The 15,866-nt window shown below is 61.5% G+C and carries 14 protein-coding genes; 11 read left to right on the top strand and 3 right to left on the bottom strand.

Annotation, left to right across the window (positions count from 1 at the left end):
* Positions 1-33 precede the first annotated feature (33 nt).
* Complete coding sequence (locus tag BB347_RS04795; protein ID WP_076577873.1) at positions 34-333, bottom strand: hypothetical protein; 300 nt, start codon at positions 331-333, stop codon at positions 34-36.
* Between the two features lie 239 nt (positions 334-572).
* On the opposite strand from BB347_RS04795, the gene BB347_RS04790 reads away from it, so the two are divergent.
* From BB347_RS04790 to menD, 3 genes are all read left to right on the top strand, one after another.
* A complete protein-coding gene (locus BB347_RS04790; protein WP_076580094.1) occupies positions 573-1,175 on the top strand; it encodes a sulfite oxidase-like oxidoreductase in 603 nt (200 codons plus the stop codon).
* Positions 1,176-1,281: 106 nt separating this feature from the next.
* Complete coding sequence (locus BB347_RS04785) at positions 1,282-2,622, top strand: isochorismate synthase (RefSeq protein WP_076577875.1); 1,341 nt, start codon at positions 1,282-1,284, stop codon at positions 2,620-2,622.
* Between the two features lie 4 nt (positions 2,623-2,626).
* The gene (gene menD, locus BB347_RS04780; protein WP_076577877.1) at positions 2,627-4,426 is read left to right on the top strand and encodes a 2-succinyl-5-enolpyruvyl-6-hydroxy-3-cyclohexene-1-carboxylic-acid synthase; all 1,800 of its coding nucleotides are present in this window, start codon (positions 2,627-2,629) and stop codon (positions 4,424-4,426) included.
* 4 nt (positions 4,427-4,430) lie between these two features.
* Here the strand turns inward: menD and BB347_RS04775 are convergent, their stop codons facing one another.
* On the bottom strand, positions 4,431-5,360 hold the full coding sequence (locus tag BB347_RS04775; RefSeq protein WP_076577879.1) for a DnaJ domain-containing protein: 930 nt from the start codon (positions 5,358-5,360) through the stop codon (positions 4,431-4,433).
* Between the two features lie 357 nt (positions 5,361-5,717).
* Here BB347_RS04775 and BB347_RS04770 point away from each other — a divergent pair, with 357 nt between their 5' ends.
* On the top strand, positions 5,718-6,335 hold the full coding sequence (locus BB347_RS04770; RefSeq protein WP_076577881.1) for a hypothetical protein: 618 nt from the start codon (positions 5,718-5,720) through the stop codon (positions 6,333-6,335).
* Positions 6,336-6,465: 130 nt separating this feature from the next.
* On the top strand, positions 6,466-7,644 hold the full coding sequence (locus BB347_RS18920; RefSeq protein ID WP_139326948.1) for a hypothetical protein: 1,179 nt from the start codon (positions 6,466-6,468) through the stop codon (positions 7,642-7,644).
* A 278-nt stretch (positions 7,645-7,922) separates the two neighbouring features.
* Here BB347_RS18920 and BB347_RS04755 read toward each other — a convergent pair whose 3' ends face one another.
* Positions 7,923-9,068: a DUF7546 family protein gene (locus BB347_RS04755; RefSeq protein WP_139326949.1), complete on the bottom strand. Its 1,146-nt coding sequence runs from the start codon at positions 9,066-9,068 to the stop codon at positions 7,923-7,925.
* A gap of 200 nt (positions 9,069-9,268) precedes the next feature.
* Here BB347_RS04755 and BB347_RS04750 point away from each other — a divergent pair, with 200 nt between their 5' ends.
* The 6 genes from BB347_RS04750 to BB347_RS04725 all read left to right on the top strand — a co-directional run bounded on the left by BB347_RS04750 (position 9,269) and on the right by BB347_RS04725 (position 15,851).
* A complete protein-coding gene (locus BB347_RS04750) occupies positions 9,269-10,213 on the top strand; it encodes a 1,4-dihydroxy-2-naphthoyl-CoA synthase (RefSeq protein WP_076577889.1) in 945 nt (314 codons plus the stop codon).
* A 90-nt stretch (positions 10,214-10,303) separates the two neighbouring features.
* On the top strand, positions 10,304-11,569 hold the full coding sequence (locus BB347_RS04745; RefSeq protein WP_076577891.1) for a DUF7405 family protein: 1,266 nt from the start codon (positions 10,304-10,306) through the stop codon (positions 11,567-11,569).
* 67 nt (positions 11,570-11,636) lie between these two features.
* A complete protein-coding gene (locus BB347_RS04740; protein ID WP_076577893.1) occupies positions 11,637-12,950 on the top strand; it encodes a DUF7350 domain-containing protein in 1,314 nt (437 codons plus the stop codon).
* Positions 12,947-13,600, top strand: coding sequence for a cohesin domain-containing protein (locus BB347_RS04735; protein ID WP_076577895.1), 654 nt, complete (start codon positions 12,947-12,949; stop codon positions 13,598-13,600). The genes BB347_RS04740 and BB347_RS04735 overlap by 4 nt, the downstream gene beginning before the upstream one ends.
* Positions 13,601-13,806: 206 nt before the next feature.
* Positions 13,807-14,748 (top strand): 1,4-dihydroxy-2-naphthoate polyprenyltransferase, encoded by a 942-nt coding sequence (locus BB347_RS04730; protein ID WP_076577897.1) that lies wholly within the window; start codon positions 13,807-13,809, stop codon positions 14,746-14,748.
* Positions 14,745-15,851, top strand: a complete 1,107-nt coding sequence (locus BB347_RS04725; protein WP_076577899.1) for a mandelate racemase/muconate lactonizing enzyme family protein — start codon at positions 14,745-14,747, stop codon at positions 15,849-15,851. The genes BB347_RS04730 and BB347_RS04725 overlap by 4 nt, the downstream gene beginning before the upstream one ends.
* The last annotated feature ends 15 nt before the right edge of the window (positions 15,852-15,866 follow it).

The raw sequence follows: 15,866 nt of genomic DNA, 5'->3' as shown, positions 1-15,866 counted from the left end.
AACGGGGGCGTTCGAGGATGAGTCAGCGGACCGTTATTTGTTGCCCATCATCGAGTCGAACGCGTTCTTGAGCGTCGTTCCGGGCTGGGTGACCATCTCGAGTTGCCGGCGCATCTTACGCTGGTTGAAGTAACTCGCGAACGCGAGGATGGTCGGCGGCCAGAGTCCGACGAATATGCCACGTTGTCGGTCGCCGCGGAGGAAGAAGTAGTACCACGACAGTCCGACCGATGCGACCGCCGCAAGAAGCGCCGGGCCCATGGCTTGTCTAGTCACTTCTTCTGCCTGCTGTCCGGACATCTCCTGTTCCGTCATCTGTTGTTTACTCGCCATACGATGTGAGAGTGGTCGAGACTGTACTAAGGGATGGCGAGGGTTTCGCCCGGAATCCTTTCCATAGGACCTCACTGAAACCGTTTCAAACCGTTTCATTTCGTCCTTCGTCGTGGTAAGTACGGATTGTCACGCGGAACTCGCGACTCGAGAGATCGATCTCTCGAGTCGCGATGGCGACGCGACTCGAGTTGGCGCTCGAGCGTCACACCTACGTCCCTCGGTCCGGACGTATTCGTATGAACACGGACATCTCCGACGTGACCGATCTTTATCAGGAGTTCGGCGACGACCGACTCCCGCCCGGACAGCGGGAAACGACGGCGTTTCCGGTTCTCTCGAAGGGGAGCACGCCCGACTGGGACCCCGATACGTGGGAGTTCACCGTTACGGGTGCCGTCGAGAACGAACTAACGCTCTCGTGGGACGAGTTCCGAGCGTTACCGAGTGAGACTCAGTGTCAGGACTTTCACTGCGTGACTGGCTGGAGCAAGTTCGACTGCGAGTTCACGGGCGTCACCTTCCCCGAACTCGCCCAGAGAGCGGGCGTCGACGACGATGCAGTCCACGTCATGTTTTCCGCGCTCGACGGCTACACGACCGACCTTCCACTCGAGGACTGCCTCCGTGAGGAAGTGCTCTTCGCGTGGGCGTACGACGGTGAGTCGCTTCCCGCCGATCACGGCGGGCCGCTACGAGTCCTCACTCCGCACAAGTACGCCTACAAGGGGGCGAAGTGGGTCGACGGTGTCGAGTTTTTGACCGAACCCGAACTCGGGTACTGGGAGAAACGCGGCTATTCGGAGACCGCGGATCCGTGGCAAGAAGAACGCTACAGCTAATGTAACGCGCGTCTTCCGTTGCGTCGTTGCGCTGTCGAACGTATACCCTCCCCGTCAGTACCCGGTATAGTTAGGCTGAAGGCACGGCAGTTCCGAACTGTGTTCGATGGATCATTCGTCGGGCGACCGTCGACTGGCGGGGGTCGAGCCAGCCGACGGCCCGCCCTCTTTCGTCAGCCACAGCCGCGAACTCGAGGACGTCTCCTTCGGCGCGATCGTCGATACGGACGCCGAGTCGCGGATCCTGTGGTCGACGCCCGATGGTGTGGAGATCGTCGGCCGGGGTGTCGGTGCTCGATTCAGCGCCCGCGGCCCAAACCGATTCGATCAGATTCGAACTCGCACACGACGGACGTTCGACGCGCTCGAGCACACGGGCCCAGCCGTCGCCCGGCCTCGTGCGTTCGGCGGGTTTGCATTTCACGAGGAACACGTGCCGGAAACACTGTGGAACGGGTTCGACGCGGCGTCGTTCGTCATCCCCGAAACGCTCGTCGTTCGCAGCGACGACGGCACCTGGCTGACGACGCTCGGCGAGGATTCGGCACGCGCACAGGAACGACTCGAGTCCTGGAGTCAGCGACTCGCCGAGTTACCGTCGATGAAGCCGACGGCGGCGAGCCCCGGTATCGCGTCGACCGAGCGCCCAACCTCGAGAGCGGATTGGGCGACACAGGTCGAAACCGCCCTCGAGCGAATCGATCGGGGCTCGCTCAGAAAGGTCGTCCTCGCACAGTCGCTCTCGGTCGATCTCGAGCATTCGATCGACGTTCCCGGGACGCTCGAGCGACTCCGTCGCGAGTACCCGAACTGTTATCGGTTCTTGGGGGGCTACGAGGGAGGCGGGACCTTCTTCGGTGCCCCACCTGAACGGCTCGTCTCCAAACGCGGCAATCAGGTCGAAACCGAAGCGTTGGCTGGATCGGTACAGCGAGGCGACTCGCCCGAAGCGGACCGGGCGTTCGCGGACCGGATGGCAGAGAGCGAAAAAGTCCAGCACGAACACGAACTCGTCGTCGACGCGATTCGGAGCCAACTCACACCGCTCACGCGAACGCTCGCAGTCGAGGAGCAGACGATCAGACGACTCGCGAACATTCAACACCTTCAGACGCCGATCACAGGCGTTCTCGAGGACGACCGACACGTTCTCGACCTCGTCGAAGCGCTCCACCCGACTCCCGCCGTGGGCGGTGTCCCGCCGGGATCGGCTTTCGAAACCATTCGGGACGCCGAAACGTTCGACCGGGGCTGGTACGCCGCCCCGATCGGTTGGTTCGACGGTGCTGGCGACGGCGAGTTCGCCGTCGGCATTCGCTCGGGACTCGCTCGCGAGGACACGGTCACGCTCTTCGCGGGCAACGGAATCGTCGCCGACAGCGACCCGACGGACGAGTGGGAGGAAGTACAGCTCAAGTTCCGACCGATCCTCGACGAACTCAGGTGATCAGATGGACGCACCCAATCGCTCGACGCTGTGGGGCCGGATTCTGATCGACGAACTGGCAAAGGGAGGACTCGAGGCCGCCTGTGTCGCCCCCGGCAGTCGTTCGACGCCGTTGACCGTCGCCGCGGCTGCACATCCCGATATCGACGTCTATTCGCACCTCGACGAACGGTCGGCGAGCTTCTTCGCGCTCGGGCGTGCGAGACGAACCGGCGAGCCGACGGCGCTGATCTGCACGTCGGGGACAGCAGCGGCGAACTTCCACCCGGCAGTTATGGAAGCCGATCAGGCGCAAGTCCCGATGCTCGTCTTGACGGCCGATCGACCGCGGGAACTTCGCGACAGCGGCGCGAACCAGACCGTCGACCAACCGTCGCTCTACGGCGACGCGGTTCGGTGGGACGCCGAACTGCCGGACCCCGAACCCGACGAACGGAAAGTCAGGAGCCTTCGGACTACCGCCGCGCGGGCGCTCGCAGAGACCGGCGGCGTCGATCCCGGTCCAGTCCACCTGAACTGCCCGTTTCGGAAGCCCCTCGAGCCAGTCGACGTTCCCGGCGACGTTCCGGAGTCGTTTGCGGATACCCTGGCTGGCCGAGGCAGATCCGGGGCGTTCGTCGAGACGGCTGCAGGGGTCCGTTCGCTCGAGGACGAGCAGTCCCAATCGCTGGCAACGGCTCTCGAGGCGGCCGAGCGACCGGTGATCGTCGCCGGACCGGCCGACCCCGTTTCGCTCTCGACTCTCGACCCTGCGCACGTCGTTTCGGTTGCCGAGCGTGTCGGCGCACCGATTCTCGCGGACCCCCTCTCCGCCGTTCGATTCGGCGATCACGTCGACGACGGGTCACCTGAGAAGTACGTCTGCGGTGGCTACGACGGTTACATCGACGCGATACCGGCTCCCGACGTCGTCGTTCGCTTCGGTGCGTCGCCGACCTCGAAACCGCTTCGTCACTTCCTACGCGATAGTGACGCACGACAGTTCCTCGTCGATCCCGCTGGAGCGTGGCGCGAGGCCACGTTCACCGCGACGGACCTGCTCGCTGCCTCGCCCGGAGCCGTCTTTTCGAACCTCCTCGAGTGGGTCGACCCCGAAACGAACGCCGATAGCGACTGGATCGAACAGTTTCGGGACGCTGAACGCGAACACTGGCGACTCCTCGAGGAAGCGCGGGCGGACGAGGCACTCGAGGCCCACCCCTTCGAGGGAAGCGTCCTCGCCACGGTGTTCCAACGCGCGCCAGACCCGGCGACTGTCTTCGTCTCGAACAGCATGCCGATTCGCGATGCGGACCGGTTTGTGCGGCCTCGAGCGACGGAACTCACGGTATTGGCAAACCGCGGCGCGAGCGGCATCGACGGGATCACGAGCACGGCACTCGGTGCTGGCAGCGTGTGCGACGAACCCCTGGTCCTCGTTACCGGCGACCTTGCGTTCTACCACGATTCGAACGGCTTACTCGCCGTCGAGCGCTGTGACGTCGATGCCACCATCGTCGTGCTCGACAACGACGGCGGCGGAATATTCCACAAGCTCCCAATCGAGGACTTCGAGCCGCCGTTTACGGAGCAGTTCAAAACGCCCCACGGCCTCGAGTTCGATTCGCTCGCCGAATTCTACGGCCTCGAGTTCGAACGCGTCGGTCCCGTCGACTTCGCTGACGCATACGCGGATTCCCTTGAGCGCGAGGGAACACAGGTGCTCTCTGTCGCGTTCGATTCCGAAACGAATCACCGAACCCGTGACTCCCTCGAGCGACGTGTGAGAGACGCCGTCGAAGACGCCCGCACCGACTCGGCGTAGCATTTTACGGCCGCAACGCCCACCAGAACGCCAGCGCGTAGCCGAACGGAATCCAGACCGCACCGAGGGCGATGAGGCCAGGTACCGAGATTACGGAAACGCCCGGCAGCTGGAGGAGTCCGATCGGAAAGAAGAGGCTCCAACTGCCGAACAATACGGTTGCGAGTCGCGGTCTGGTAAGCAAGTATACCACGAGTACACCGGTACAGACCGCGAGCACCACGTTCGCGGCGAGCGGAAACACTTCGGTCACGCTCGAGGCGACGAAGAGCGGATACAACAGCCAACAGCCGCCGATCGTCAACATCGTCGCGCGATCGATCGGACGGCCCTCCCACTCGAGGGAGACCTCGCCATCCCAATCGTGAACGGTGTACCGGAATCCGCCTGCAGAACGCTCCGTGGCCTCGTTCTCCGGCGGAGGCCGGGCGGCGGAACCGACTTCGGTGGCGTCTCGTGTGAATTCCCCACGGCGTTTCGTTCGTCGTCGTGCGCGCTGGCTTCCGGCCTTCCGCTGACTCGTCGTTCCAGAGCCGTGTGTCGACCCGGTTCGTGACCGAGTTCCGTCGGACGCCCCTCGCGTGCCTCGAGCACCGTTCGATTCGGTCGTCTTCTCGGTTGAATCGGTCGTCTTCGGTTGTCTCGACGTCCTCGTGTTTCTTGTCTCGCTTGAGTCTCCCGTCTCGCTCGAGTCACTCGAGTAGCGACCGAGGCGCTCGTAGGCGTCGTGTCCGAATCGGTCGTACCGAGCGCGTTCGTCCCCGTCGGTGAGCACGGCTCGAGCCCTCGAGACGCGGGCAAACTGCGTCGCGGCGTCGGGTGCGTCGTTGTGGTCCGGGTGGGTCTCGAGGACGCGCTCGCGGTAGGCCGCCGTGATTTCGGCCCGTGTAGCATCCGAGTCGACCTCGAGGATTTCGTAGTAGGTCTCACCCATTGGATGGAACGTTGTTGGAGATTGGTCGTGAAAATCGTACTGAGTGCCACGTTCGAGCCGCTGATTTCGAGTTCTGGTGGTCAATCTGCGGTCATCTTCGTCACAAAACGAGGGCGAAACTGGACACATACATTGTATAATGCTATATCAAATAGCGAGTGTGCCTCTCAGAGATTGCAAGTTTGGATTTCTACAAACCAACCGATGAGATAGAAATTGATGGAATTAATAATAAAATTCGTTCCCCGTCTAATATGCTCATACACAGCGGTCATGTGATTTTGAACTGATTTAGACGTAGTAACGAAAACGTTAAACCGAACCAATAATATAAGTGAATTTGAATTACCCACACACATGAATTTTATCCGACGTTCGTTGCTGAGGACAGGAGTAGGAACTGTCGCAGCCACACTCGCCGGTTGTCTCGACGCAATCTCTGAAGAAAGCGAGGGTGAGAATAAAGAAGAGTCACATCGTGAAGAACGCCGAGAACACTGGAAAGAGCAAGACGACTTCCCAGATGATGACTATAGGAACCGCGAAGTGCCAGTATTCCTTCCCGGGGGTGATTCGACAACGCCAGATTTTGGCTTCCTCAACGGTAAAGACGAGGATATCACAGGGAGTGAGTACACGTACGAACTTACAATCGAAGCACTGGAAGAGCCCGTAGACGTTTGGATAGGTCCACAACAAGAGGGGATGGGTGACGACCTCGACAATCCAGAATCATTCTTCGAAGACGAGTCTGACTTCGATTACTACGACGAGTACAGTCAACAGTCGGTTGAGCTTTATGAGGAACAGATTACAGTCCCCGACGATGATGATTACTGGTACTACGTGTTTGTCGCGGGCGAGGAACCATCAATGGCAATTACTAACCGGTCATTTGTAGACATTGAAGTTAAAATAGAAGGATACCACTACGTCGATTTCGACGATTGGTACGAAGATATACATGGTTCGTAAGAACCGTCGTTCGTTTCTGGAAGCCTTCGGAGTGGGTACCGTTGTAACCCTTTCCGGATGTATGGAGTCTCTCAGAGACGACACAGTAAATGGTGAAACAAATAACTCGACAGACAATTCGGTGGGGGATGTGCCAGACATTCCAACGTCGACCGATGTTGAAGACGAGACATACGGTGATCATCTTTCCGAGGAGGCTGCACACGAACGGATTACGGTTGAACGTCACCCATCATCGATACGAGATGTAATAAACTGGTACAGTTACGCGGAAGTGGGTCTCTCTGTTTCAGAGGAGAACGTGTATAGTGCTGATGTATCTTTGGATGGTGAAGAGATGCGAGCAGTCGTTTTGGCAGAATCCTATCCCGCAGGTGGAGACGTATACGGACCCGGTGTGAGTGAACCGTTCACCGTTAATAGCACGGAAGAGACTGACATAACCGTTGAAATGGATTTTTCACACGGGGTAATCGACGAACGTATTACCTACTATGTGTCTCTCGTTGATCCTAATGCGGCAACCCACAATTGGGGCTACGCCTCCGAAGCAATGGACAACCTAGTTCAAACATCCGATCCGGTAGAAATAACTGAGGACGGTATGCGTCGTCACAGTCCCGATTATATACCCTCTGATGACACCGAAGATGGTATTTACACTCGCAAAACTGTCGAAGGGGGATACGCAATTGAGTTCGAGCCATCTGTTTCCGAATGGGATTTATCAACTACAGTACCAGTTTATATTCCAAAGCAAATTTACGCTCGTCATCAAGACAATCAAGAGGAGCGAACATTACTTCCCACAGAAGATCGGGTGAAGATTGTCACAGAGGCTCTTGAATTGGGGTTCCCGGAGGCGATGTTGAATGCGTTCCTTCAGTCTGCAGATCTTGACGGCAATCACGATGATACTGAGATGCTGCTGATGATGGTTCGGTTTGTTCAGTCCCTCCCATACGTCTTAGATGAACAGAGCGTCGGATTCGACGACTACACCCGGTTTCCTTCCGAGACGCTCGTTGATGTCGAAGGCGATTGTATTGATACCTCCGTCTTGTTGGCGTCGTTGCTTAAGGCGTGGGGTCATGACACGGCACTGATTTTCTATCTACCATCGAATCCGAACGAGGCAGGGCATGCAGCTGTGGGTCTTGCGTTTGCCGATGAAGACCAACCAATTATCGCCGAGCCGTTTGAAGAAAGCGGGAGCCATTACCATTACATAGAGACTACCGACCGATGGGATATCGGCGATGTTCCATCCTCTATCGACAGAAGAAATATATCCGTCGTGCCTCTTTAATTGGATAGGGCTCTACCAGGAATAATATATGATTGGCGAATCTCATTTTGAGATGGCCCACGTAAACCTCTCGACTGTACTATATAGTATTGTTGTGGCAATGGCATCCAACTCTAAAAGTTGTATAGAATTTACTGAATATCAGATAGTGTGCTAAAAGGTCACCTTCACTATTTTAGCGAATTTTGAATCAGCTAATGAACGGAAGTGAAGGCAATACGCATTCCACTCGAGCAACCCAATTTCGATTGTCGAAACCGCTCGAGAATAACGCCTCGTCAGCGCTCGCGCCGGTATAACACGACGAGCAACACCAACAACACGACTTCGGTGGTCTTGCTCGCGAGTGCGTGCACGTCGTCGAGGAGGTGCGCGACGACCGTCTCGAGGACTCCCTGATCGTGGTGGCCGTGGGCCTCGATGTGTGGCCAGAATGCGCCGTGTTCTAACACGGTGTGCCACGCGACGTAGCCGATGAGGTACGCGAGGACGAGTCCGATGCCGAGCGCGTAGAGGTGGCGATTCGGAACGTCGACGAAATCGGTCGCGACGAGCACGATCCCGACGAAGATGGCAAGCCCGGAGAGGGTGAACAGGAGCGGGCGTGGATCGTAGAGCGTCCCGAGTTGGACGTACTCGAGCAGACGGGGGAGACCGAGCGTCGGGTGAAAGAGATGCAATCCGGCGACGGCGACGGCGACGCCCCCCGTGAGTGCCCGAAGACGGGTGGAAAACGCGTGTGAAAACTCGTCCAGCGTTGGCTGCCAGTAGAGTAAGCCGACGGCGAGGACGAAGAGGACGGTCGCGATTTCGTGGGTGTAGTTGACCATGAAGACGAACGCGGAGGACGTTCCCGCTGCACCCGCGAGTAGTGGGGCCAAGACTGGGGCGGCACAGCCGGGACAGGTCACGAGTCCGACGACGCCGGTGTAGATCGACGAGGAAATGTTGAGCACGGCGGTGTAGAGGAGATACGACAGTGCCAGATAGCCGATCACCTGGTACGGAATGAGTCGAACGGAGACCCAACTGCCGGTGTAGTCGACGATCGGCGACCAGCCGAGCGGTCGATCCCACTCGACGACGAGTCCCGATGGGCCGGGCTCTGCAATCGATCGAATCGGCATCACCATCCCCGAGAGGTACAAGATCACGAGGAAGTACGCGATCGCCACGCTCGCAGCGATGGCGACGTACTTGAACGAACGGGTAACCGGTCTCGTGTACCAGACTGCCAGCGCGGAGATGGTTATCCAGATGAACGGGATGAAGTAGTAGTGGACGTTCGGCGTGTTCGCGTCGACGACGGCCGCGTACGTCAGACCGACGACGAGCTGTGCGGCCAGGAAGAGATTGATCCACGTAAGCGTCCGAAGGTAGCCGCTGACGTCGTCGAATCGTCCGAGGGATACGTCCTCACTCATAGTTCTCGAGACGGAGCCACTGTTGTCTCGAAGTGTGGTCTCACGGCCAATAACCGTATCCATCTCATGCTCGAGTCGGTCTGTTGTGGAAAGTAATTCGTCCGACGTAACCGGGAGACGACGTTCGAGCGTTCGGTAGGTGTCGCCACTACACCGCGAGGACGAACCTATTTCACCTGCCGGACGCGAAATGCGAGCCAATGGTTTCGGAATGTTTCGACGACACGCAGTGGGAACCGGTAGCGGAGTTCGACTTTCGTGATCTGACCTACCACCGGGCAGTCGATTCGGGCACGGTTCGAATCGCGTTCGATCGACCGGACGTTCGGAACGCGTTCCGTCCGGGGACGGTCGACGAACTGTACGACGCGCTGGATCACGCGAAACGACAGACCGACGTCGGCTGCATTCTGCTGACCGGTAACGGTCCATCGTCGAAAGACGGCGGCTGGGCGTTTTGCTCCGGCGGCGATCAGACGGTCCGCGGCGACGACGGGTACCAATACAACGGCGACGAAGCGAGCGAGGCGCGTCGCTCCTCGGAGACGGAGAATTCGAACGGACAGCGCCCGCGAGCACGCGCGTCGGAACAGGGGCGACTACACATTCTCGAGGTCCAGCGTCTTATCCGTCACATTCCGAAAATCGTGGTCTGTGTCGTCCCCGGCTGGGCCGTCGGCGGCGGCCACTCGCTACACGTCGTCTGCGACCTCACGCTCGCGAGCGAAGAGCACGCGAAGTTCCTTCAGACCGACCCCGACGTGGCGAGCTACGACGCCGGCTTCGGCTCGGCGTATCTCGCGAAACAGATCGGTCAGAAAAAAGCTCGAGAAGTGTTCTTCCTCGGAAAAACGTACAGCGCGGAAGAAGCCGCCGAGATGGGGATGGTCAACGAGGCGGTTCCGCACGACGAACTCGAGGAGACGGCCCTCGAGTGGGGCGAGCGGATCAACGCGAAAAGCCCGACGGCGATGCGAATGCTCAAGTACGGGTTCAACATGGCTGATGACGGACTGGTCGGCCAGCAGGTGTTCGCCGGCGAGGCGACGCGACTCGGCTACATGACCGACGAAGCGAAAGAGGGCAGAGACGCCTTCGTCGAGGGGCGCGAGCCCGATTTCGACGAGTATCCGTGGCATTACTGACTGCGAACGGTTGCAGAATTCCTCGGATATTCCGGTTGCAGTTGTCAGGAAGCGTAACGCTTTGGATGGATCGGCGTGAAAAATACACCAGTGACACTCCCCGATCGGTCGGGACTGTCCCGTCGGGACTCCCTCCGCGCGCTCGTCGCCATCGGTGGAGCAACGGCCCTCAGCGCCTGTCTCTCCGAAACCGAGGATACCGACGTTCCGAGCGGGACGGACGATCCGGACGCTCTCCCGTCCCGCCAGCACGCGTGGAACGAGTCCCTCGCTCGAGACGACGACGGAAACGTCCGCCTTCCCGAACACCACGTCCTCGTCGCGCTGTCGCTCCTCGAGGAACCGAGCGAGGAAACTCGAGCGGTGATCGAAGCGGCGTTACGGACGCTCGAGCGCGCGTACGAGTGGAGCAACGACGGGCTGGTGTTTACGCTCGGCTACACGCCGGCGTACTTCGAGCGCTTCGACGAGTCGCTTCCAGAGACGGTTGATTTGCCCGCTCCGGAGGCACTCACCGAGCGCGAGGAGCCATCGACCGATTCCTCCGACGCGGTGATTCACCTCGCCAGCGACCATCCGGACGTCGTTCTCGAAGTCGAAGAAGGATTGTTCGGCGAACGCTCGTCGGTCAACGGCGTCGACGTCGAAACCGACCTCACCGACGTCTTCGAGCGACTCGAGGACGAGCGCCGCACCGGGTTCGTCGGGGCGGGACTTCCGGCGGAGCACACCGACGTGTCGGGAGTTCCCGACTCCGTCCCCGAGGAGGCCCCGTTCTTCATGGGTTTTCGCTCCGGGTTCGATCGGAGCCAGGCCGACGAGGATCGGGTGACGATCGAGGAGGGACCGTTCGAGGGCGCGACGACCCAGCACGTCGAATCGATGGACGTGCAACTCCGGACGTGGTTCGAACAGGAGAGCCACCGCCAGCGCGTGATGAAGACGTTCAGTCCCCAGCACGCGGACGAAGAGCTGGTGGGCGAGGTCGGCGAGGAACTGACCGACTCGAACGAACTACCCGACGAACGGATCGACGCGACGGAGGACGACGCCCGAAGCGGTGTCGTCGGGCACGCACAGAAGGCGGCTCGAGGGAGGATCGACGGAGAGCCGCCGTTGCTCCGCCGCGATTTCAACACCGTCGACGGCGACACGCCGGGACTACACTTCCTCTCGCTCCAACGAGATATCGAGACGTTCGTCGACGTTCGAGAGGCGATGGAAGGCGAGGATCTGGCCGTCTCGAACGCGAACAACGGCATTCGGAGCTATCTGTTCGTCTCCCGGCGGGGGAACTACTTGATCCCGTCGCGGTCGCTGCGCGCACTGCCGCCGCCCGATCCGGGCGAGACGTGACGTCGACCATTCGGCAAAACAGATACTTACATTCGCGACAACCACTCAGAAAATCACGACTCGATCCATGCACGACCGAGCTATGAACCGACGAACGTTCGCGCGGTTGACCGGCGTCGGAGCCGGCACCCTCGCGCTGGCGGGCTGTCTCGACGGTATCGCGGACGGAGACGGCGACGACGAGGGGGACGACTCGAGCGACGGGGAAAACGGCGGCGGCTCCGACGAGGATGTCGACGTCCCGGCGTTTCCCGAGATCGACGACCCGCCGGACGCCGTCTACCGTCCTACACACCGCGAGTCGATGCGGGTTCTCGAGCCCGTCGATGCGGGTGAGTACACCCTCGCACCGATGCTGTCGTATCCCCACCCCTTCTGGGTCGTCGCCGGCGGGGCCGACGAGGACGAGGTCGAGCGCGAGGACCCCGAGCAGATGGAGGGCGTCCATCTGATGGTACTCTGTTGGGACGAGGAGACGGAGACGATCCTCCCGGTCGACGAGGGCGTCGAAATCGCCGTCTCGCGTGACGGCGACCCGGTCGGCTCGCCGCGCTCGGCGTGGACGATGATTTCCCAGGAGATGGGCTTTCACTTCGGCGACAACGTCCCACTCGAGGGCGACGGAACGTACACCGTCGACGTCGAGTTGCCGTCGCTCTCCGTTCGGAGGACGGGCGACCTCGAGGATCGATTTACCGACCGAGAACGGGCGACGTTCGAGTTCGACTACGACCAGTCGTTTCGGGACGCGGTCTTCGACGTGACGTACTTCGACGAAGACGAGTGGGGCGAACCCGGCGCGCTCGAGCCGATGCACGGCGAGGACGCGGGTGAGCACGACGAACACCACGACGACGGGCACGCTGACGACGATCACGGCGGTCACGAAGACGGAGACCACGAGGACGACGACCATCACGGCCACCACGAGGACATTCCCTACTCCTCGCTCCCACCCGCCAGCGACTATCCGGGAACGCTACTCGAGTCGACCGAAGAACCGGAAGACGGCGACCTCCCCCGCAGCGGCGACGCGGCGTTCGTCGCGACGCTCGTGGACTCGAGTTCTCGACTCGCGGTCGACGGGGAGACGACGCTCCTCGTTTCGCCGCGAACGCCGTACAACCGGGTTCCGCTGGCGGATATGTCGATTCGCGCCATCCTCGAGCGTGAGGACGAGTCGGTTGCGGACGCTGACCTCGAGCAGACGATCGACGGGGAGTACGGCCTGCACTACGCCGGGCCGCTCCCGGACGCGGCCGCCGGTGACGGGGTGACCGTCGAGGTTGACGCCCCCCCGCAGGTCGCTCGCCACCAGGGGTACGAGACGGCGTTTCTCGAGATGCCCCCGATCGAGTTTGACGTTCCCGAGGTCCGATGAGCACGTCGCCTCCTCGGCGACGGCGCTCGGCCGTCATCGCCGCTGCGCTCGCGTGTGCGCTCGTCGCCGGGCTCGTCGTCCCAGCCACGGTCGCCGGCGGCGACAACGCGACGACGATCTACTTCGATCCCCACGAGTCGGAGGCCAACGCCGGCGAGACGATCACGGTCGACCTCGTCGCGAGCACCCACGGCGACTACGTGGGCGACGGCATCGACGAACTGTCCGTCGACCTCGAGTACGATTCGGACCTGCTTACGGTGACGGACGTCGAACACGGGCTGATGCTCGCGGAGGGGTCCAACGACGCCGAGGTCAACGGGGCCACCGATTTCGACGAGGACGGAGCCGTGTCGATCGAGCAGGAACGCGAGCCCTCGGGCGACGGCGCGGTCGCAACCGAAACGGCGGCGACGATCACGGTGGAGGTCGCGGAGGACGCACCATCGACGGAGACGGACCTCGAGATTACCGATTCAGAGGCGATGCTGATCAGCGAGTACCCGCAGGCGTCGATCGAACGCGACGGCTCGATCGAAATCGACGGTGACTCGAGTGACGGCGCGGACGATTCGATCCCGGCGGGTACCCCGTTGGTCGCACTGGTCGCGGTCGGCGGGACGCTCCTGTTCCTCTGCCGGCGGCGTTGATCGGTTTGCGTTCCGTCGGAGATGGCTCGTTTTCCGTCGCTGGTCGGTTTGCTCCCGGCCGGTGCCGGAGCCGGTTCCGGAAGTGATTTCACTTCGATTGTGGACGCGTTCGATAACTCACGATGGAAGAGTCGCGACGCTCGTCTCGAGGCGGTGGTCGACTGCAATGCCAACGTTCACACTCCCGCGAGTACCACTCTGGTGCAATGAGTACGGCGGAGGTCGACATTTCACGGACGAAGGCGTGGGTGATGGCTGTGCGTCCACAGACCTTGCCCGCGGCTGCGGCACCGATACTCGTCGCGACGGGGCTCGCGATTCACGAGGGCGTGTTCGCGCTGGGGCCGGCGGTGATGGCGTTCGTCGGTGCGGCGCTGATCCAGATCGGGACAAATTTCGCGAACGACTACTACGACGCGATGAAGGGAGCCGACACCGACGATAGGGAAGGGTTCACGCGAGTCACGCAGGCGGGGATCATCTCGCCCGAGCAGGTCAAGCTGGCGACGATCCTGACGTTCGCGCTCGCGATCGCCACCGGCACCTATCTCGTCTACGTCGGCGGCGTTCCGATCCTCCTCATCGGACTGGTGAGCGTCTTCTGTGGCTGGGCGTACACCGGCGGACCGTATCCGCTCGGTTACCACGGACTCGGCGATCTGTTCGTCTTCGTCTTCTTCGGCGTCGTCGCCGTGATGGGGGCGTTCTACGTGCAGGCCGCGGCGACGCTCGCGGATCCACTCGCGACGACGATTCCAGAGGGGACGCTCACGCGAGAGGCGTTCCTCGCGAGTCTTCCCGTTGCCGGCCTCTCGACGGCGATTCTCGTCGTGAACAACATCCGAGACCTCGAGACGGACGCGGAAACCGGCAAACGAACGCTCGCGGTCAGGCTCGGCTACCAGTGGAGTCGCCTCGAGTACGTGGCCATGCTCGCGCTGGCCTACGCCACGCCGGTGTGGTTCTGGCTCGGCGAAGGCTACGGAATCGCCGTCTTGTTACCCCTGCTCACGTTGCCGTACGCGGCCGTCTTGACCCGAACGATCTACACTCGAACTGACGGAGAGGCGTTGAATCCGGCGCTCGAGGGGACCGGAAAGCTGCTCGCGCTGTACTCGTTACTGTTCGCGCTCGGGGTGGTCCTGTGAGTGGATCCTGTACCGACGACCGCGACCGGAACCGCGAACTCGAACTCGAGTACCGGTCGTTCTCGCTTCCACTCGCCGCCCCGCTCGAAACCGGCGACGGGACGATCGAGTCGCGGGACGGATTTCTGGTCAGAATCGTGGACGCGAACCACGAGGGAAACCCAGCCCCGGTCGGCTACGGCGAAGCGACGCCCCTCGCGGGGTGGACGGAATCGCTCGAGGACTGTCGGGACGCCCTCGAGCGGGCCGAGTCTGCCGTGCAGGTCGACCCGGAAACTGCACTCGAGACAGTCAGCGATCAGGTCGCCGCTCGACACGCGATAACGCTCGCACTCGCGGATCTGCAGGCGACCAGCCGGTCGACGCCGTTGTACCAGTACCTCGGCAACGGCCCGCTGGTCGGACGGGTTCCGGTCAACGCGACCGTCGGGTCCGGATCCCCGGCCGAAACCGCACAGGAGGCACGAGCGGCCGTCGAGCGCGGCTTCAAGAGTTGTAAGCTGAAGGTCGGACAGCGCTCGCTCGAAACGGATCTCGAGCGAATTGCCCGCACCCGCGAGGCCGTCGGTCCGGACGTCGAACTCCGGGTCGACGCGAACGGTGCCTGGACCGTCGCGGAGGCGACGCGAGCACTCGAGACGCTCGCGGAGTACGACGTCTCGCTCCTCGAGCAGCCCCTACCGGCCGGATCGCTGGACGGTCACGCCGACCTCAGACGAAGCGTCGGCGAGGACGGCGTCGCGATCGGGCTGGACGAAGGATTGCTCGAGCACGGTGTCGACGCAATCTGTGACGCCGGTGCGGCGGATACGGTCATTCTGAAACCGATGGCGCTCGGCGGGATCGACGTTGTCCGCAAGATCGCGGCGTGGGTACGGATGCTCGATATCGAGCCAATCGTCACGACGACGATCGACGGCGTGGTCGCGCGGACGGGGGCGCTTCACGTCGCCGCGTCGATCCCGGACGTTCCAGCCTGTGGATTGGCAACTGCGGACCTGCTCGCGGACGACCTGGGCAACGATCCCGTCTTGCTCGAGAACGGGTCGGCCGTCGTCCCGCAGGCCAAAGGGCTCGGCGTCGAGGGGGTGTGGGACGCGTGATCGGAGACCCACTCG

The organism is Natronorubrum daqingense, from assembly GCF_001971705.1.
GTDB lineage: Archaea > Halobacteriota > Halobacteria > Halobacteriales > Natrialbaceae > Natronorubrum > Natronorubrum daqingense.
Note: the sequence above shows the minus strand (reverse complement) of the source record. Positions and strands in the feature narration are given on the sequence as shown.